Here is a 17,679-nt window from a genome sequence, read left to right on the forward strand (position 1 = left end):
GGTCCGGGAAGGGGCGGCGGGCATCCAGGTAGATGCCCGCCGCCCCTTCTGCTTGCCCTGGAGGTTTTGATCCGCGGGTCCCGGGCCCGAACCGAGCCGGTCGGTACCCGCACGTCGAGCGGATTGCGGAGCCCGAGCGCCGGGCGTGGTCCGGCGCGAGCCGCTCCACGGTCGAGCGCTACGGCAGCCTGGTCACCGGCGTGGAACCCTGCTTCGGCTCCGCCGGCCCGCTCCCGGACCCGACCGGAGCGGGCACAGGTTGTCGGGTGGGGGAGGGTGGGGGGTTCCTACGGTGGTGGGCAGTGAGAGGGAAGGACGGGGTCGGGGTGCTGGAGCAGGTCAACCGGGCCATGGAGTACGTCGAGGAGCACCTGGACGGGGTGATCGACGTGGGTGAGCTGGCGCGGATCGCGCGGACGTCGGAGTACCACTTCCGGCGGATGTTCTCCGCGCTGGCCGGGATGCCGTTGTCGGAGTACGTGCGGCGGCGGCGGCTGACCGTGGCCGGGGCCGAGGTGCTGGCCGGTGAGCGGACGCTGCTCGACGTGGCGGTCCGGTACGGCTACACCTCGGGGGAGGCGTTCGCCCGGGCGTTCCGGGCGATGCACGGCGTCGGACCGGGTGAGGCCCGGCGCGGCGGCGTGGTGCTGCGGTCCCAGCCCCGGATGTCCTTCCGACTCGTCGTCGAAGGGAGCAGCAGTATGGAATACCGCATCGTGGAGAAGCCCGGGTTCCGGGTGGTCGGTCGGCGGGCCCGGGTCCCGCTCGTCCACGAGGGGGTGAATCCGGCCATCGCGGCGTTCATCCGGGGGATCGCACCGGAGGTCGTCGACCGGATCACGGCCCTCTCGGACCAGGAGCCGGACGGCGTCGTCTCGGTCACCGAGTTCTTCTCGGACAGCCGGGAGGAGGGCGTCGAACTCGACTACTACCACGCGGTGGTGGCGGGGGCGGACGTCGTCGTGCCGGAGGATCTGGACGTGCGGGAGGTGCCGGCCGGGACCTGGGCCGTCTTCTCCGTCACCGGGGCGTTCCCGCAGGCGCTCCAGGAGATGTGGCGGGACGTCTACACCCAGTGGTTCCCGTCCAACCCCTACGAGACCCGGCCGGGGCCGGAGATCCTGCGCACCCGCTTCCTGGCCGACGGCGTCGCCGAGGCTCAGCTGTGGACCGGCGTGGAGCGGGTCGCCCGGTGAACCCTGCCGCATGGTGAACTGGGCCGGGCCGATGGGACGTTGACGGTCCCGTCGGCCCGGCCGCCTGTTAGGGTCCGCGCATGACGAAGCGTGTGCCCTTCCAGGGGGCCGAGAAGGAGAGTCTGTTCGTTGCGCTCGACCGGCACCGCGACGCGGTGCTGTGGAAGCTGGAGGGGCTGGACGACGAGCAGCTGCGCCGGCCGATGACGGCGTCCGGGACGACGCTGCTGGGGCTGGTCAAGCACCTCGGCGGGGTCGAACTCGGCTGGTTCTGCCGGACGTTCGGCCGGGACACCGGCCCGCTGCCGTTCGACCTCGCCGAGGACGAGCAGTCCGACCTGCGGGTGCGCCCGGACGAGTCCACCGCCGATCTGCTGACCTTCTACGCCCGCGCCCGGGCCAGTGCCGACCAGGTCATCGAGGAGTTCGAGCTCGACGACCTGGGCCGGGCCTGGTTCGGCGACCAGGTGTCGCTGCGCTGGGTGCTGATCCACATGGCGACCGAGACCGCTCGGCACGCGGGCCACATGGACATCCTGCGCGAGCTGATCGACGGGCGGACGGGGGACCACAACCGGGGCTGACGGCCCGGGAGCGGGAGCGCCGGCCCCGGGTCAGCCCAGGAAGCGGCCGTCCCGGGCCACCACCCGCCCGGCCCGGACGACCAGTTCGCGCTCGGGCAGGTCGACCACCACCTGGGGCAGGCACTCGCCCGTCAGCAGCATGAAGTCGGCCGGCGAACCCGGGGCGAGGTCGGCGGCGGGCAGGCCCAGCAGGTCGGCGCCGCCGCCGGCCGCGAGGGCGAAGCACTCGGTGAGCTCCGCGTCGGTCCGTGCGTCGGTGGTCCAGCCGAGCAGGTGGGCCCGGTGCAGCATGTCGGCGTTGCCGAACGGGCTCCAGGAGTCCCGCACGCCGTCCGAGCCGAGCCCGACCCGCACGCCGTGCGCCGCCAACTTCCGGAAGGGCAGCACCTGGTGGGCGGACGGCGCGACGGTGGTGAGCCCGATGCCGGCCCCGGCCAGCAGCTCGGCCAGGGCGTCGAGCGGGCCGCCGGACAGCTCCGGCACGCAGAAGGCGTGGCTGACCACCACCCTGCCCTGCAGCCCGGCGGCCTTCGTCCGGGCGGCGATGTCGTGCAGCGGGGCGAGGCCGCGCTCGCCGGTGTCGTGCAGATGGATGTCGAGGGGGAGGCCGTACCGCTCGGCGAGGCCGAAGACCTGGTCGAGCTGCGACGGCCCCTCGCCCGCGAAGCCCTCGCCCCCGGCTCCGTCGAACCCGGCCGGGTCGATGCCGCCGACCGCGTCGATCAGCCCGCTCGCCGCCGCCTCCGCGAGCAGCGCCCCCGCGCCCGGCGTCCGGCGCACCCCGTGCTGCGGGAAGGCCACCACCTGGACGTCCAGCGCCGCGCCCAGTCGCTCCCGGGCGGCCACCAGCCCCTCCACGCCCGCCAGGCCGTACGCGGGTGCCACGTCCACATGGGCCCGCACCGCCCGGGTGCCCCGGGTCACCGCGTGCGCGAGGAGCCGCTCGGCCCGCTCGGCGAGCGGGGTGCGCTGGTGCTCGTACAGCTCGACGTCGCCCCGGACGTACTCCGGCAGGCCGCGCGCCGGGCGCCGGCTGTACCAGGGTTCGCCCCAGGCGGTCTTGTCGGGGTGGATGTGCGCGTCCACCAGGGTCGGCAGCGCGATCCGTCCGCGGCCCTCCACGACCTCGACCCGCGCGCCCTCGGGGACCCGGTCGACCAGCAGTCCGCCGACGGCGATCAGCTCGACGGGCGCGGCCGAGCCGTGCGGCCGGACGTCGCGGAAGACGGTGGCGGTGGTGTCGGCGCTGGTGGGGGCGCTGGTGGGGGTGGTCATGGGCCCTCCCGGTTCGGCGGGGTCGGTCGGCGACCCCAACCAACCCGACGACGGTGCCACGCGTCAACTCCCGCTCGGCATGGTGACGGTGGTGCGCCGCCCGGCGGCCGGTCCCGGCACCGCTCGATCGGCGTGCACACGGGCTCCCGCCGACGCCCCGCACGCCCGTTCGGCGCAGCAGCGGCGGACCGGGGCCGGGGCGGGCCGCATGCTGGGGCGGGGGAGGGAGCCAGCGGAGGAGTGGATCGAGGATGGTCAAGGCGTTCGGGTTCGTCGACTACGGCGGGCCGGAGACTCAGGAGTTCCTGGACCGGCCGGTGCTGGAGCCCGGCCCGGGCCAGCTGGCGGTCAGCGTCCGGGCGGCCGGGGTGAACCCGGTGGACTGGAAGATCCGCCGGGGACTCCTCGGGCGGGACCGCGAGCTGCCCGCCGTGCTGGGCCAGGAGGCGGCGGGCGTGGTCGAGCGGATCGGCCCGGACGTCACGGGGTTCACCCCCGGGGACGAGGTGTTCGGGATCGCGGCGGCGGGCGCCTTCGCGGAGCAGACCCTGCTGCTCGCGGCGATGAGCGCGGTCAAGCCCGCCGCGCTCGGGTTCGCCGAGGCGGCGACCCTCCCGGTGGCGGCCGCGACGGCCGACGACGGGCTCCGGGACGTCGGCGTGGGAGCCGGGCAGACGCTGCTGATCCTCGGCGTCGCGGGCGGCGTGGGCAGCGTGGCCGCGCAGATCGCCCGCAGCCGGGGCATCCGGGTCGTCGGCACGGCGAGCGACGCCAACCGCGGCTACGTGGAGTCGCTGGGCGCGGTGCAGGTGCGGTACGGCGACGGCGTGGCGGAGCGGATCGCGGCGGCCGCCCCGGACGGTGTGGACGGCATCCTCGACCTGGTCGGCGGGGCCGACCTGCGGGCCGCGGCCGAGACGCTGGCCGACCGCTCGAAGCTGGTCTCCACCGTCGATCCGGGCACCGTCGCGGAGCTCGGGGGGCGTTTCGTCACCCGCGCCACCACCTCGGCGAGCCTCGCCGCCCTCGCCGCGCTGGCGGCGACCGGCGAGCTCGACGTGCACCTCACCGGCCGGCAGCCGATGGCCCACGCGGCCGAGGCACTGGCGCTGGTGGAGTCCGGGCACGCGCGCGGCAAACTCATCCTCGACATCGGCTGGGAGCAGGCGGGATGAAGCAGCGGACGGTGACGGTCGGCGGGCCCTGCTGGGTGGAGCACGGCAGCTCCGACCCGGAGGGCGCCCAGCGGTTCTACGGCGAGCTGTTCGGCTGGCGGGCCGCCGACCTCGACGCACCGCCGGAGGCCGGCGACTACACCTTCATGAAGCTGGACGGCAGGATCGCCGCCGCCGTCGCCCCGCTCTACGGGGAGGGGCAGCCGACGGCCTGGACGGTCTCCTTCGCGGTCGACGACGCGGACGCGTCCGCCGCCCGGATCACCGGGGCCGGCGGGAGCGTCGTCATCGGACCGACGGAGGCGCTCGGTCTCGGCCGGTTCGCGATCGCCGCCGACCCGTCCGGCGCGGTGTTCGGGCTCTGGCAGGGCCACGCGCTGGCGGGCCTGGAGGTGCTCAACGACCCGGGCGCGCTCGGCTGGGTGGAACTGCTCACCCGGGACCCGGACGGCGCCCGGTCGTTCTACCCGGCGGTGTTCGGCTGGACGGTCCGCCCGTCCGAGGTCTACCCCCAGTGGGGCCTGGCCGACGCCGACTTCGGCGGCATGCTGACGATGGACGACCGGTTCCCGCCGCAGGTGCCGCCGCACTGGCTGCCCTACTTCGCGGTCGCGGACGTGGACGTCACCGCCTTCCGGGCCGGGAACCTGGGCGCCGACGTCCTGCTGCCGCCCACCTCGATGCCGGACGGGCCCCGGGTCGCCGTGCTGCGCGACCCGCAGGGCGCGGCCTTCGCGGTGCACCTGGCGGGCGCGGAGGGCTGAACCCGCCCACCCGGTCGGCCTTCCGCGCCGGCCGGGCGTGGAACGAGGCCCCGCCCCGCGCCGCGCCCGCTACCGCCCCGCCCCGCTACCGCCCCGCGCCGCCCAGCGTCAGCGCCGCCCCCGCTACCGCGCCGCCCGGCGCACCCGGCCGCGCCCGGCGGCCAGCACCGCCCCCGCCGTCACCAGCAGGGCGGCGGCCGGCACCACGTCACCGATCCGGTCGTACCAGGTCAGTGTCGACGGCGCGGTGAGCGGCAGCCGCACCGTCAGCGCGCCGGTGCGGTCCGTCCCGAACCGGGCCAGCTCGCGGCCCTGCGCGTCGAACGCGGCCGAGACCCCGGTGAGCGAGGCCTGGACGGCCGGCCGGCCGGTCTCGGCGGCGCGGATGGCGGCCAGCGAGACGTGCTGCTCGGGCGCCCAGGTGTCCTGGAAGGTCGAGGTCGAGGACTGGTAGACCAGCACCCGGGCGCCGTCCCGGGCGGCCGTCCGGGACATGTCGGGGAAGGCCGACTCGAAGCAGATCAGCGCCCCGACCGGTAGCGGCGCCCCCGTGCGGTCGGTGGCGGGGAGGACGTGGAACGCGTTCCCCGGGGCCCGGTTCTCGCCCGCCGCCCGGCTGACGCCGGCGATCCAGCCCAGCAGCGGGCGCAGCGGGATGTACTCGCCGAACGGCACCAGCCGGATCTTGCGGTAGCGGTCGACCGTCCCGGCGGGGGAGACCAGCACCGCGTCCTTGGAGATCCGCCCGTCGGCCTTGCGGGCGTCCTCCCCGGCCAGGATCTCGGCGCCGGTAACGGCGGAGAGCCGGCTCAGCCGGGCCGCGGCGGCCGGGTCGCGCTCCAGGTCGGCGGTGGTGCTGCTCTCGCCCCAGACGATCAGGTCGACCGGCCGCCCGCCCAGGGCGGCGGTGGCGGCGGCACTCGCCTCGAACCGGGCCTGCGGGTCCTCGACGATGCCGGGCTGGACCAGGGCCACGGTGACCGCTCCGGCGCCGGCGGGCGCGGCGCGCAGCGCGAACAGCAGCGGTCCGGCCGCCAGCACCAGCACGGTGGCCAGCGCCGCCAGGGCGCGCGGCCGCCACCCGGTGGCGGTCAGCACGATCAGCACACCGGTGTTCACGGCCACCACGGCCGCGCTGACCAGCCAGATCCCGCCGGCCGAGGCCAGCGCCAGGACGGCCGGGTGCCGCCACTGGGTGGCGCCGAGCAGCGCCCACGGGCCGCCGAGGGCGTGCCACGAGCGGGCGTACTCGGTGGTCAGCCAGACCGCGGGGACGACGGCCAGGGCGGTCAGCGCGCGCCGGGCGGTCAGCGGCGGGTGCAGCAGCCGGTGGACGGCGAGGCCGACCCCGGCCTGGAGCACGCCGAAGACCACCGCGAGCAGCGGCAGCGCCGGGCCGATGGAGGGGATCAGCCAGTACATCCCGGTGAGGATGAACCCCGCGCCGAACCACCAGCCCCGGACGGCGGCCTCCCGGGCGCTCGGCGCCCGCTGCATCAGCAGCAGGCCGGGCACCAGGGCGACCCAGGCGAGCGCGGCCAGCCCGGGGGCCGGGAAGGCGAACACCGGCAGCGCCCCGGCGGTCAGGGCGGCCCCCCGCACGCGGTAGCGGTGGGCCCGGACGGCACGGTCCGGAGGGGTGGGCGCCCGGAGGGCGGGCCGGGGCAGCGTGAGGCGGCGGGACATGCCCCGTATTGTCCGCTTCAGCGGCGATCACTGCCAGGGTCCTGTCACCCGAATGGGTGAAGGCCCCTGGCAGGACAGGCCCCGGGAGAAACCGGCCCGGGACTTCCGAGCGCCCGTCAGGCCTCGTCGGCGCCCGTCAGCCCTCGTCGCCCTCCAGGTCGCCCTCGGTCTCCAGGAAGGCGGCCTGGAGCTGCTCGATCAGCTCCGGGTCGGGCTGCTCCCAGAGACCGCGCTCGGCCGCCTCCAGCAGGCGCTCGCTGATGCCGTGCAGCGCCCAGGGGTTGGCGTCGGCCAGGAACTCGCGGTTCACCGGGTCGAGGACGTACTCCTGGGTCAGCTTCTCGTACATCCAGTCGGCGACCACGCCGGTGGTGGCGTCGTAGCCGAAGAGGTAGTCGACGGTGGCCGCCATCTCGAAGGCGCCCTTGTAGCCGTGGCGGCGCATCGCCTCCATCCACCGCGGGTTGACGACCCGGGCGCGGAACACCCGGGCCGCCTCCTCGGTCAGGGTGCGGGTGCGGACGGTCTCCGGGCGGGTCGAGTCGCCGATGTAGGCGGTCGGGGCCTTGCCGGTGAGCGCCCGCACGGTGGCCACCATGCCGCCGTGGTACTGGAAGTAGTCGTCCGAGTCGGCGATGTCGTGCTCGCGGGTGTCGGTGTTCTTCGCGGCGACGGTGATCCGCTTGTACGCCGTCTCCATCTCCTCGCGGGCCGGCCGCCCGTCCAGGCCGCGACCGTACGCGTAGCCGCCCCAGACCGTGTACACCTCGGCGAGGTCGGCGTCGGTGCGCCAGTCGCGGCTGTCGATCAGCTGGAGCAGACCTGCGCCGTAGGTGCCCGGGCGGGAGCCGAAGACGCGGACGGTGGCCTTGCGCTCGTCGCCGTGCACGGCGAGGTCGGCCTGGACGTGGGCGCGGACGTAATTGTCCGCGGCGTCCTCCTCCTGGGCGGCGGCCAGGCGCACCGCGTCGTCCAGCAGGGCGACCACGTGCGGGAAGGCGTCCCGGAAGAAGCCGGAGATGCGCAGGGTGACGTCGATCCGCGGGCGGCCCAGCTCCTCCAGGGAGATCGCCTCCAGGCCGGTGACCCGGCGCGAGGCGTCGTCCCAGACCGGGCGCACGCCCAGCAGCGCGAAGGCCTCGGCGATGTCGTCGCCGGCGGTGCGCATCGCGCTGGTGCCCCAGAGCGAGAGCCCGACCGAGGGCGGGCAGGCGCCGTCGTTGTCGGCGCGGTAGCGCTCGACGAGGGAGGCCGCCAGCGCCTGGCCGGTCTCCCAGGCGAGCTTGCTGGGCACGGCCTTCGGGTCGACCGAGTAGAAGTTGCGGCCGGTCGGCAGCACGTTGACCAGGCCGCGCAGCGGCGAGCCCGAGGGCCCGGCCGGGACGAAGCCGCCACCGAGCGCGTGCAGCACGGCGTCGAGCTCGTCGGTGGTGGCCGCCAGGCGCGGCACCACCTGGGTGGCGGCGAAGGCGAGCACGTCGGCGACGGCGGCCGGCAGTCCGGCGGCGACCTTCTCGACGGCCTCCGGCGCCCAGTCCTCGGCCTCCATCGCCTCGACCAGCGCGCGCGCCTGGGCCTCGGCCGCGTCGGTGGCGCCCAGCGTCAGCGCGGCCTCGTCCAGGCCGAGCGCCTCGCGCAGGCCGGGCAGGGCGCTGACGCCGCCCCAGATCTGCCGGGCGCGCAGGATGGCGAGCACGATGTTGACCCGGTCGGTGCCGGTCGGCGCCTGGCCGAGGACGTGCAGGCCGTCCCGGATCTGGGCGTCCTTGATCTCGCAGAGCCAGCCGTCGACGTGCAGCAGGAAGTCGTCGAAGCCGTCGTCCTCGGGGCGCTCGTCCAGGCCGAGGTCGTGGTCGAGCTTGGCGGCCTGGATCAGCGTCCAGATCTGGGCCCGGATCGCGGGCAGCTTGGCCGGGTCCATCGCGGCGATGTTGGAGTGCTCGTCGAGCAGCTGCTCCAGCCGCGCGATGTCGCCGTAGGAGTCGGCGCGGGCCATCGGCGGGACGAGGTGGTCGACCAGGGTGGCGTGGGCGCGGCGCTTGGCCTGGGTGCCCTCGCCCGGGTCGTTGACCAGGAACGGGTAGATCAGCGGGAGGTCGCCGAGGACGGCGTCCGGTCCGCACTCGGCGGAGAGCGCGGCGGTCTTGCCGGGCAGCCACTCCAGGTTGCCGTGCTTGCCGAGGTGGATCACGGCGTCGGCGCCGAACCCGCCGTCCTGCCGCGCGGCCGCGATCCAGCGGTACGCGGCCAGGTAGTGGTGCGAGGGCGGGAGGTCGGGGTCGTGGTAGATCGCGACCGGGTTCTCGCCGAAGCCGCGCGGCGGCTGGATCAGCACCAGCAGGTTGCCGGAGCGGACCGCGGCCAGCACGATGTCGCCGTCCGGGTTCTGCGAGCGGTCGACGTAGAGCTCGCCGGGGGCCGGGCCCCAGTGCTCCTCGACGCGGGTGCGCAGGGCCTCGGGGAGGGTCGCGTACCAGCGGCGGTAGTCGGCGGCCGGGATGCGGACCGGGTTGCGGGCCAGCTGGTCCTCGGTGAGCCAGTCCTGGTCGTAGCCGCCGGCCGCGATCAGCGCGTGGATCAGCGCGTCGCCCTCGTGCATGTTCTCGGGGACGGTGTCCAGCCCCGGCAGGTCCGAGCCGAGGTCCATGCCCTCCGCGCGCAGCCGCGCCAGCAGGCGCATCGCGCTGGCCGGGGTGTCCAGGCCGACGGCGTTGCCGACCCGGGCGTGCTTGGTCGGGTACGCGGACAGCACCAGCGCCAGCCGCCGCTCGGCGGCCGGGATGTGCCGCAGCCGGGCGTGCCGGACGGCGGTGCCGGCGACCCGGGCGGCGCGCTCGGGGTCGGCCGCGTAGACGGTGAGGCCGTCCTCGTCCAGCTCCTTGAAGGAGAACGGGACGCTGATCAGCCGGCCGTCGAACTCCGGGACGGCGATCTGGGTGGCGGTGTCCAGCGGGGAGAGGCCGTCGTCGCTGGCCTCCCACTGCGCGCGCGACCAGGTGAGGCAGAGCGCCTGGAGGATCGGGCGGTCCAGCGCGGCCAGCGCGCCGGCGTCCCAGGCCTCCTCGTCGCCGCCGGCCTGCGCGTCGGCCGGGCGGGTGCCGCCGGCGGCCAGCACGGTGGTGACCAGCGCGTCGGCCTCGCCCAGCGCGGCCAGCAGCTCCGGCTCGGCGCCGCGCAGCGAGGCGCAGTAGTACGCCCTGGCGCGCGCGCCCTGGTCCTCGATCGCCCGGCAGAGGGTGTCGACGAAGGCGGTGTTCCCGCTCATGTGGTGGGCGCGGTAGTAGAGCACCGCGACGATCGGGCCCTCGGTCGTCCGGGCCTCGCGCTCCAGCGGTCCCCAGGCGGGGGCGGAGGCGGGCGGGGCGAAGCCGTGGCCGGTGAGCAGCACCGTGTCGGAGAGGAAGGCGCCCAGCTCGGCCAGGTTGGCGGCGCCGCCGTGGGCGAGGTAGGCGTGCGCCTCGGCCGCGATGCCGGCCGGGACGGTCGACAGCTCCATCAGCTGGGCGTCCGGCGCCTGCTCGCCGGTGAGCACGATCACCGGGCGGGGGCCGGCCAGCAGCGCGTCCAGGCCCTCCTGCCAGGCGCGGCGCCCGCCGAGCAGGCGCACCACGACCAGTTCGACGCCCTCCAGCAGGGCGGGCAGCTCCTCGGGCGAGAGCCGGGCCGGGTTGCCGAGGCGGTACGGGACGGGGCCCTCGGCGGCCCGGGCACTGAGCAGGTCGGTGTCTGACGTCGACAGCAGCAGGATCATGCGAAGGCCCTCCCGGCCTCGATGGCGGGCAAGGGCAAGGTCACGGGCGACGACGGGGTCGCCCGTGGAGGCACGTGCGACGGCGGGGTCGCGGGCATGCGGCGGCGCATGGCGTCAAGCCTTCCTCGGGGTCCGCGCCCCGGGCCGGTGGAGGACGGCAGGAGTTCCTGGCTCCCACGGTTGAACCGTGGTCACAGTGGCGGGACCGCACCGGGTTTGCACCGGCTTCCTCCCCTGCGCCGTCGCTGGCGTGCGGACGGCCCCGCGGGGCCGCCCGGCAGCATCGTACGGGGTGCGGCTGACCAGGGGGAGAGCGGCCGAGAGTGTGACCCGCGGGACAGCGGCAAGCGATCGGATCATCTGTATGCTCGCGGCCATGCCACCCACACCCGACGCGACCGCGCCGGCCCCCGCCGTGACCGGCCGGGGCCGCGAGGACGCCTGCCCGGGGGCGCTTCGTCTGCACACCGCTGCCGACGGCGCCCTGGCCCGGGTCCGGCTGCCCGGCGGACTGCTGACGGAGGATCAGGCGCTGGCCCTGGCCGGGGCCGCCGAGTCGCTGGGCGACGGCCACCTGGAGATCACCTCGCGCGGCAACGTCCAGCTGCGGGGCCTGGCTTCGGAGTGCGGCGCCGAACTCGGCGGGCGGCTGCGGGCGGTCGGGCTGCTGCCCTCCGACACCCATGAGCGGGTCCGCAACATCGTCGCCTCGCCGGGCCCGGCCGGCGGCTTCGCCGACGTCCGGGCCTGGGCGCGCGAACTGGACGCGAAGCTGTGCGCGAGCCCCTGGGCGGCCGCCCTCTCCGGCAAGTTCCTGTTCGCCCTGGACGACGGACGCGGCGACGTGGCCGCCCTGAACGCCGATGTGACGTTGATCGCAGGCCCGGACGGCAGCGCGCTGCTGCGCCTCGCCCGCGCGGACACCGCCCGGCCCGTCCCCGCCGAGCGGGCCGTCGACACGGCGCTGGCGGTCGCCCGGGACTTCGTGGCCGTGCTGCGCGCCACCGGCCGCGAGGCGTGGCACCTGCGGGACGTACCCGACCTGGTGCCGCCGGGTTCGGTGAAGCTGCCGGCGTTCGCCGGTACGCCGCCGCCGCTCGGCGCGGTGCCCGGCGGCCTCTCGGTCGCCCTGCGGTTCGGCTCCGCCTCCGGCGCGCAGTGGCGGGCGCTGGTCGACGCCGCCGAGGGGGAGCTGCGGCTCACCCCGTGGCGCGGTGCGGTGCTGCCCGGCGCCGCCCCCGGGCGGCTCGCCGGCCTGGCGGCGGCCGGCTTCCGGACCGCGCCCGGAGCCGCCTGGGAGCGGGCCACCGCCTGTACCGGGCTGCCCGGTTGCGGGTCGTCCAGGGCCGACGTCCGGGCCGACGCCGCGCGCGCCCTGGAGGCGGCCGGGACGGGGGGCCTGCCCGTGCACTGGTCGGGCTGTGAACGGCGCTGCGGCCACCCGGCCGGGCGGTGGGTGGACGTGCTCGCCACCGGGCAGGGCTACCGGGTGACGGTGAACGGTCCGGCAGCCGCCGGGGCGGCCGTGGACGTGACGAACGAGGAGACGGCCGAGGCGGTCGCCGAGGCCAGGAGGACCACGAAGTGATCGAGTACGAGAAGGACGGCGCGTCCATCTACCGCCAGTCCTTTGCCACCATCCGGGCCGAGGCCGACCTCGCCGCCCTGCCCGCCGACGTGGCCCAGGTCGCGGTGCGGATGATCCATGCCTGCGGCATGACCGACCTGGTCGAGGACCTGGTGTACTCGCCGGGCGCGGTCGCCTCCGCCCGCGCCGCGCTGCGCGCCGGGGCGCCGATCCTCTGCGACGTGAACATGGTCGCCAGCGGTGTCACCCGCAAGCGGCTGCCCGCCGGCAACGAGGTCATCTGCACCCTCACCGACCCGTCGGTGCCCGAGCTGGCCCGGCGGATGGGCAACACCCGCAGCGCCGCCGCGATGGAGCTGTGGCTGCCCCGGCTGGAGGGCGCGGTGGTCGCCGTCGGCAACGCGCCGACCTCGCTGTTCCGGCTGCTGGAGCTGATCGAGGCGGGCGCGCCGCGCCCGGCCGCGGTGATCGGCGTCCCGGTGGGCTTCATCGGCGCCGCCGAGTCCAAGGAGGCCCTGGCGGCGCACCCGTCCGGCCTGGAGCACCTGGTGGTGCGCGGCCGGCGGGGCGGCAGTGCCATGGCCGCGGCGGCCATCAACGCGATTGCGAGTGAGGAAGAGTGACGGACGCTCAGCAGACCGGCCGGCTGTACGGGGTCGGGCTCGGCCCGGGAGACCCTTCGCTGGTCACCGTCCGCGCCGCCGAACTCATCGGCAAGGCCGACGTGGTGGCGTACCACAGCGCCCGGCACGGCCGGTCGATCGCCCGGTCCATCGCCGAGCGCTACCTGACGGGCGGTCAGATCGAGGAGAAGCTGGTCTACCCGCTCACCGTCGAGACCACCGACCACCCGGGCGGCTACCGGGGCGCGCTGGACGACTTCTACCAGGAGGCCGCCGACCGGCTGGCCGCCCACCTCGACGCCGGCCGCAGCGTGGTGGTGCTCGCCGAGGGGGACCCGCTCTTCTACGGCTCCTACCAGCACATGCACAAGCGCCTCGCGCACCGCTACCCCACCGAGGTGGTCCCCGGCGTGACCTCGGTCAGCGCCGCCGCCGCCCGGCTCGGGGCGCCGCTCACCGAGGCGGAGGAGACGCTCACCGTCATCCCGGGCACGCTGCCCGAGGAGGAGCTGACCGCGCGGATCGCCTCCGCCGACTCCGCCGTCATCATGAAGCTGGGCCGCACCTTCCCCGCCGTCCGCCGCGCCCTGGAGCGGGCCGGCCGGCTGGCCGACGCCCAGTACGTCGAGCGGGCCTTCATGGCGGGCGAGCGCACCGGCCCGCTGGCCGACGTCGACCCCGAGAGCGTCCCCTACTTCTCGGTCGCCGTGCTGCCCAGCAAGGTCGCGCCGCTGGAGCGGCCGGGCCCGCCGGCCGCGGGCCCCGGCAGCGTGACGGTCATCGGCACCGGCCCGGCCGGCCCGCTCTGGCTCACCCCCGAGGCGCGCGGCGCCCTCGCCGCCGCCACCGACCTGGTCGGCTACACCACCTACCTGGACCGGGTGCCCGAGCGCCCCGGCCAGCAGCGCCACGGCTCCGACAACAAGGTGGAGTCCGAGCGGGCCGAGTTCGCACTGGACCTCGCCCGGCGCGGGCACCACGTCGCGGTGGTCTCCTCCGGCGACCCGGGCGTCTTCGCGATGGCCACCGCCGTCCTGGAGGTCGCCTGCGAGGACGCCTACGGCGACGTCCCGGTCCGGATCGTGCCGGGGATGACGGCCGCCCACGCCGCCGCCTCCCGGGCCGGCGCCCCGCTCGGCCACGACTACGCGGTGGTCTCGCTCTCCGACCGCCTCAAGCCCTGGGAGGTGGTCGCCAAGCGGCTGCGCGCGGCGGCCGAGGCCGACCTGGTGCTGGCCCTGTACAACCCCGGTTCGCAGTCCCGCACCACCCAGGTCGGCCTGACCCGGGACCTGCTGCTGGAGTACCGCGACCCCGGGACGCCGGTGGTGATGGCCCGCGACGTCGGCGGCCCGACCGAGCGCGTGCGCACCGTCCGCCTCGGCGACCTCGACCCCGCCGAGGTCGACATGCGCACCATCCTGCTGATCGGCTCCTCCCAGACCCGGGCCGTCCGGCGCGGCAACGGCACCCAGGTGGTCTGGACGCCCCGCCGCTACCCGGAGGCGTGAGCCCCGCCCTCCTCCCCGCCCGCGGCGGGGAGGAGGGCGGCCGGGGACGATGGAGGCCGGCGGGCCGGTTCGAAGGTCCGCGCGAGGTGAGGAGCGGGCGGCGTGGCGGAGGTCGGTGGACGGGCCGGGCAGCTGAGGAGCAGCGGGCTTCGGCCCGGGTGGACGACGGGCGCCTGTGCGACGGCGGCGACCAAGGCGGCCTACCAGGCGCTGCTGACCGGGGCCTTCCCGGATCCGGTGGTGATCACCCTGCCGAAGGGGCAGCGGCCCGGCTTCGCGCTGGCGGCGGAGGAGCGGGCGGCCGACCGGGCGATGGCCGCGGTGGTGAAGGACGCCGGGGACGATCCGGACGTGACGCACGGTGCGCTGATCCGCTCGACGGTGTGGGCGGGGGAGCCGGGCAGCGGGGTGGTGTTCCGGGCCGGTCCCGGCGTCGGGACGGTCACCAAGGCCGGACTGCCGCTGGCCGTCGGCGAGCCGGCCGTCAACCCGGTGCCCCGGCAGATGATCCGGGACGCGGTCGCCGAGGTGGCGGCCGAGTTCGGCGGCGGCGGGGACGTCGTGGTGGAGGTCTCGGTGGACCACGGCGAGGAGATCGCCCGCTCCACCTGGAACCCGCGCCTGGGCATCCTCGGCGGGCTCTCGATCCTCGGCACGACCGGGATCGTCGTCCCCTACTCCTGCTCCGCCTGGATCGACTCCATCCGGCGCGGGGTGGACGTGGCCCGGGCCGCCGGGCGCACCCATGTCGCGGGCTGCACCGGTTCGACCTCGGAGAAGGTGGCCGCCACCGTGCACGGCCTGCCCGAGGACGCGCTGCTCGACATGGGCGACTTCGCCGGGGCGGTGCTCAAGTACCTGAAGCGCCACCCGGTGCCGCGGCTGACGGTCGCGGGCGGCTTCGCCAAGCTCTCCAAGCTGGCCGCCGGTCATCTGGACCTGCACTCGGCCCGCTCCCAGGTCGACCAGGGCTACCTGGCGGGCCTGGCCCGCACCGGCGGCGCCGGGCCCGAGCTGGTCGCGGCGGTCGCGGCCGCCAACACGGCCCTGGAGGCGGTCCAGCTCTGCCGCGCGGCCGGCGTTCCGCTCGGTGATCTCGTCGCCGAGGCGGCCCGGGCCACCGCGCTCGGGGTGCTGGTCGGCTCGCCGGTCGCGGTGGACGTCATCTGCATCGACCGGGCCGGCACGATCGTGGGCCGGGCGGAACCGCTCGGCCCACGAGGTCGCGGGGCGCCGGATCCGTAACAGGAGTGTGGCGGTGGTGTGCCGATGCCTCGTCAATCCGGAGCAGAAATGGACAAAGGTGATGCATTGCCCGCCCCCGACCCTGTTGCTATCTCAAGCATGAGATATGGTCTGGCGAGTGACAGGCGACTACCTCACCCGTATCGGCACCCTCATCCGCACCGCGCGTCAGCACCGTGGTTGGTCCCAGGCCCAGCTCGGCGAGGCCCTCGGCACCAGCCAGAGCGCGGTCAACCGCATCGAACAGGGCAAGCAGAACGTCAGTCTTGAGATGATCGCCCGCATCGGCGAAGCCCTCGACAGCGAGATCGTCTCCCTCGGCTACGCCGGCCCGATGCACCTTCGGGTCGCCGGCGGCACCCAGCTCTCCGGCGCGATCGACGTCCGCAGCAGCAAGAACGCCTGCGTCGCGATCCTCTGCGCCTCGCTGCTGACCACCGGCCGCACCACGATCCGCCAGGTCGCCCGGATCGAGGAGGTGTACCGGATCCTCGAAGTGCTCACCAGCATCGGCGTCAAGAGCCGCTGGACCAACGAGGGCCGCGACCTCGAACTCACCCCGCCCGCCGAGCTCGACCTCGCGGCGATGGACGTCGAGGCCGCCCGCCGCACCCGCAGCGTGCTGATGTTCCTCGGCCCGCTGATGCACCGCGCCGACCGCTTCGCCATCCCTTACGCGGGCGGCTGCGACCTCGGCACCCGCACCGTCCAGCCGCACCTGACCGCGCTGCGCCGCTTCGGCCTGGAGGTCGCCACCACCTCCGGCGCCTACCACGCCTCCGTCCAGCCCGGCGCGCCGATGGACCGGCCGATCGTGCTGACCGAGCGCGGCGACACCGTCACCGAGAACGCCCTGCTCGCCGCCGCCCGGCACGACGGCGTCAGCGTCATCCGCAACGCCTCCCCCAACTACATGGTCCAGGACCTCTGCTTCTTCCTGGAGCGGCTGGGCGTGAAGATCGAGGGCATCGGCACCACCACCCTCACCGTGCACGGCGTCCCCGAGATCACCCGCGACGTCGACTACACCCCGGCCGAGGACCCGGTGGAGGCGATGAGCCTGCTCGCCGCCGCGGTGGTCACCTCCTCCGAGCTGACGATCCGCCGGGTGCCGATCGAGTTCCTGGAGATCGAGCTCGCGGTGCTGGAGGGGATGGGCCTCGACTACGACCGCACCTCCGAGTACCGGGCCCACAACGGCTACACCCGGCTGGTCGACCTCACCGTGCGCCCCTCCAAGCTGACCGCGCCGGTCGACACCATCCACCCGATGCCGTTCCCCGGCATCAACATCGACAACGTGCCGTTCTTCGCCGCGATCGCCGCGGCCGCCAACGGCACCACGATGATCCACGACTGGGTGTACGACAACCGCGCCATCTACCTGACCGAACTCACCCGGCTCGGCGCGGACATCAAGCTGCTCGACCCGCACCGGGTGCTCGTCCAGGGCCCGACCCGCTGGCGCGCCGCCGAGATGGTCTGCCCGCCCGCGCTGCGCCCGGCCGTGGTGATCCTGCTCGCGATGCTCGCCGCGAAGGGCACCTCGGTGCTGCGCAACGTGTACGTCATCAACCGCGGCTACGAGGACCTCGCCGAGCGCCTCAACTCGATCGGCGCCCAGATCGAGACCTTCCGCGACATCTGACGGACCGCCCGCCGGCCGGCCTCACCCGTCGAGGCCGGCCAGCAGGCCGGCGACCTCCAGCCCGGCGGTGTCGTGGTCCTTCCGGTGGGTCCGCATCGGTTCTCCGTCGCTGCTCGTGGCCCGGCTACTCGCCGGTCGCGCCGTCCAGGTGCTCGCGCAGCAGGTCGGCGTGGCCGTTGTGGCGGGCGTACTCCTCGATCATGTGGGTGAGGATCCAGCGGAGCGAGAAGGCCTCCTCGCCGTGGTGTCCGAGGGAGTCCAACGACTCGGCGGCGGCGACCAGTTCCCGGGCGTGGTCGCACTCGCCGCGCCAGACGGCGAAGGCCTCCGCGGGGTCGGCCGTGTCGACGTCGAACTCGGCGAAGCTGCCGTCGGGGTGCTTCCAGAAGCCGGGCCTGGCCTCGTCGGCGAAGGTGTTGCGGAACCAGCCGCGCTCCACCTCGGCGAGGTGGCGGACCAGGCCGAGCAGCGAGAGCGCGGACGGCCGCAGGACGCGCGCGCGGAGCTGCTCGGTGCTCAGCCCGGCGCACTTCATCGCCAGCGTGTCCCGCTGGAAGTCCAGGAAGCTGACCAGGGTGGCGCGTTCGTCGGCGGTCTGTTCGGTCGGGGTGCGCTCTTCGGCTCTCATCGGCC

The 17,679-nt window shown here is 75.3% G+C and carries 13 protein-coding genes and 1 riboswitch; of the genes, 9 read left to right on the forward strand and 4 right to left on the reverse strand.

The annotated features are described in order from the left end of the window. The first annotated feature begins 326 nt into the window (after positions 1-326). Positions 327-1,196 carry an AraC family transcriptional regulator gene (locus ACZ34W_RS16245; RefSeq protein ID WP_465604708.1) on the forward strand — a complete coding sequence of 290 codons (870 nt, stop codon included), beginning with the start codon at positions 327-329 and terminating at the stop codon, positions 1,194-1,196. A gap of 80 nt (positions 1,197-1,276) precedes the next feature. Continuing rightward, positions 1,277-1,780, forward strand: a complete 504-nt coding sequence (locus ACZ34W_RS16250) for a DinB family protein (protein WP_352292511.1) — start codon at positions 1,277-1,279, stop codon at positions 1,778-1,780. A 30-nt stretch (positions 1,781-1,810) separates the two neighbouring features. On the opposite strand, the gene ACZ34W_RS16255 is transcribed toward ACZ34W_RS16250, so the two are convergent. Beyond that, positions 1,811-3,055 (reverse strand): amidohydrolase, encoded by a 1,245-nt coding sequence (locus ACZ34W_RS16255; protein WP_465604502.1) that lies wholly within the window; start codon positions 3,053-3,055, stop codon positions 1,811-1,813. 251 nt (positions 3,056-3,306) lie between these two features. On the opposite strand from ACZ34W_RS16255, the gene ACZ34W_RS16260 reads away from it, so the two are divergent. After that, the gene (locus ACZ34W_RS16260) at positions 3,307-4,230 is read left to right on the forward strand and encodes an NADP-dependent oxidoreductase (RefSeq protein ID WP_465604505.1); all 924 of its coding nucleotides are present in this window, start codon (positions 3,307-3,309) and stop codon (positions 4,228-4,230) included. Then, positions 4,227-4,994: a VOC family protein gene (locus ACZ34W_RS16265; RefSeq protein WP_465604508.1), complete on the forward strand. Its 768-nt coding sequence runs from the start codon at positions 4,227-4,229 to the stop codon at positions 4,992-4,994. The genes ACZ34W_RS16260 and ACZ34W_RS16265 overlap by 4 nt, the downstream gene beginning before the upstream one ends. A 123-nt stretch (positions 4,995-5,117) precedes the next feature. Here the strand turns inward: ACZ34W_RS16265 and lnt are convergent, their stop codons facing one another. Together lnt and cobN are read right to left on the reverse strand one after the other, a co-directional pair. Then, entirely contained in the window at positions 5,118-6,680 is a 1,563-nt protein-coding gene (gene lnt, locus ACZ34W_RS16270) for an apolipoprotein N-acyltransferase (RefSeq protein WP_465604511.1), read from the reverse strand. A gap of 136 nt (positions 6,681-6,816) precedes the next feature. Further along, complete coding sequence (gene cobN / locus ACZ34W_RS16275; RefSeq protein ID WP_465604514.1) at positions 6,817-10,431, reverse strand: cobaltochelatase subunit CobN; 3,615 nt, start codon at positions 10,429-10,431, stop codon at positions 6,817-6,819. Between the two features lie 161 nt (positions 10,432-10,592). Further along, positions 10,593-10,663: riboswitch (cobalamin riboswitch) on the reverse strand. A 144-nt stretch (positions 10,664-10,807) separates the two neighbouring features. On the opposite strand from cobN, the gene ACZ34W_RS16280 reads away from it, so the two are divergent. The 5 genes from ACZ34W_RS16280 to ACZ34W_RS16300 all read left to right on the forward strand — a co-directional run bounded on the left by ACZ34W_RS16280 (position 10,808) and on the right by ACZ34W_RS16300 (position 17,046). Beyond that, on the forward strand, positions 10,808-12,019 hold the full coding sequence (locus ACZ34W_RS16280; protein WP_465604517.1) for a hypothetical protein: 1,212 nt from the start codon (positions 10,808-10,810) through the stop codon (positions 12,017-12,019). Continuing rightward, positions 12,016-12,642 (forward strand): precorrin-8X methylmutase, encoded by a 627-nt coding sequence (locus ACZ34W_RS16285; protein WP_329490696.1) that lies wholly within the window; start codon positions 12,016-12,018, stop codon positions 12,640-12,642. The genes ACZ34W_RS16280 and ACZ34W_RS16285 overlap by 4 nt, the downstream gene beginning before the upstream one ends. Next, positions 12,639-14,153 carry a precorrin-2 C(20)-methyltransferase gene (locus ACZ34W_RS16290; RefSeq protein ID WP_329490697.1) on the forward strand — a complete coding sequence of 505 codons (1,515 nt, stop codon included), beginning with the start codon at positions 12,639-12,641 and terminating at the stop codon, positions 14,151-14,153. The genes ACZ34W_RS16285 and ACZ34W_RS16290 overlap by 4 nt, the downstream gene beginning before the upstream one ends. 102 nt (positions 14,154-14,255) lie before the next feature. Beyond that, entirely contained in the window at positions 14,256-15,398 is a 1,143-nt protein-coding gene (locus ACZ34W_RS16295; protein ID WP_465604522.1) for a cobalt-precorrin-5B (C(1))-methyltransferase, read from the forward strand. A gap of 118 nt (positions 15,399-15,516) precedes the next feature. Then, positions 15,517-17,046, forward strand: a complete 1,530-nt coding sequence (locus ACZ34W_RS16300; RefSeq protein WP_465604525.1) for a UDP-N-acetylglucosamine 1-carboxyvinyltransferase — start codon at positions 15,517-15,519, stop codon at positions 17,044-17,046. Between the two features lie 124 nt (positions 17,047-17,170). Here ACZ34W_RS16300 and ACZ34W_RS16305 read toward each other — a convergent pair whose 3' ends face one another. Next, positions 17,171-17,674, reverse strand: a complete 504-nt coding sequence (locus ACZ34W_RS16305; RefSeq protein ID WP_329490700.1) for a DinB family protein — start codon at positions 17,672-17,674, stop codon at positions 17,171-17,173. Positions 17,675-17,679 lie beyond the last annotated feature (5 nt).

This window comes from Kitasatospora sp. NPDC022856, assembly GCF_055561235.1.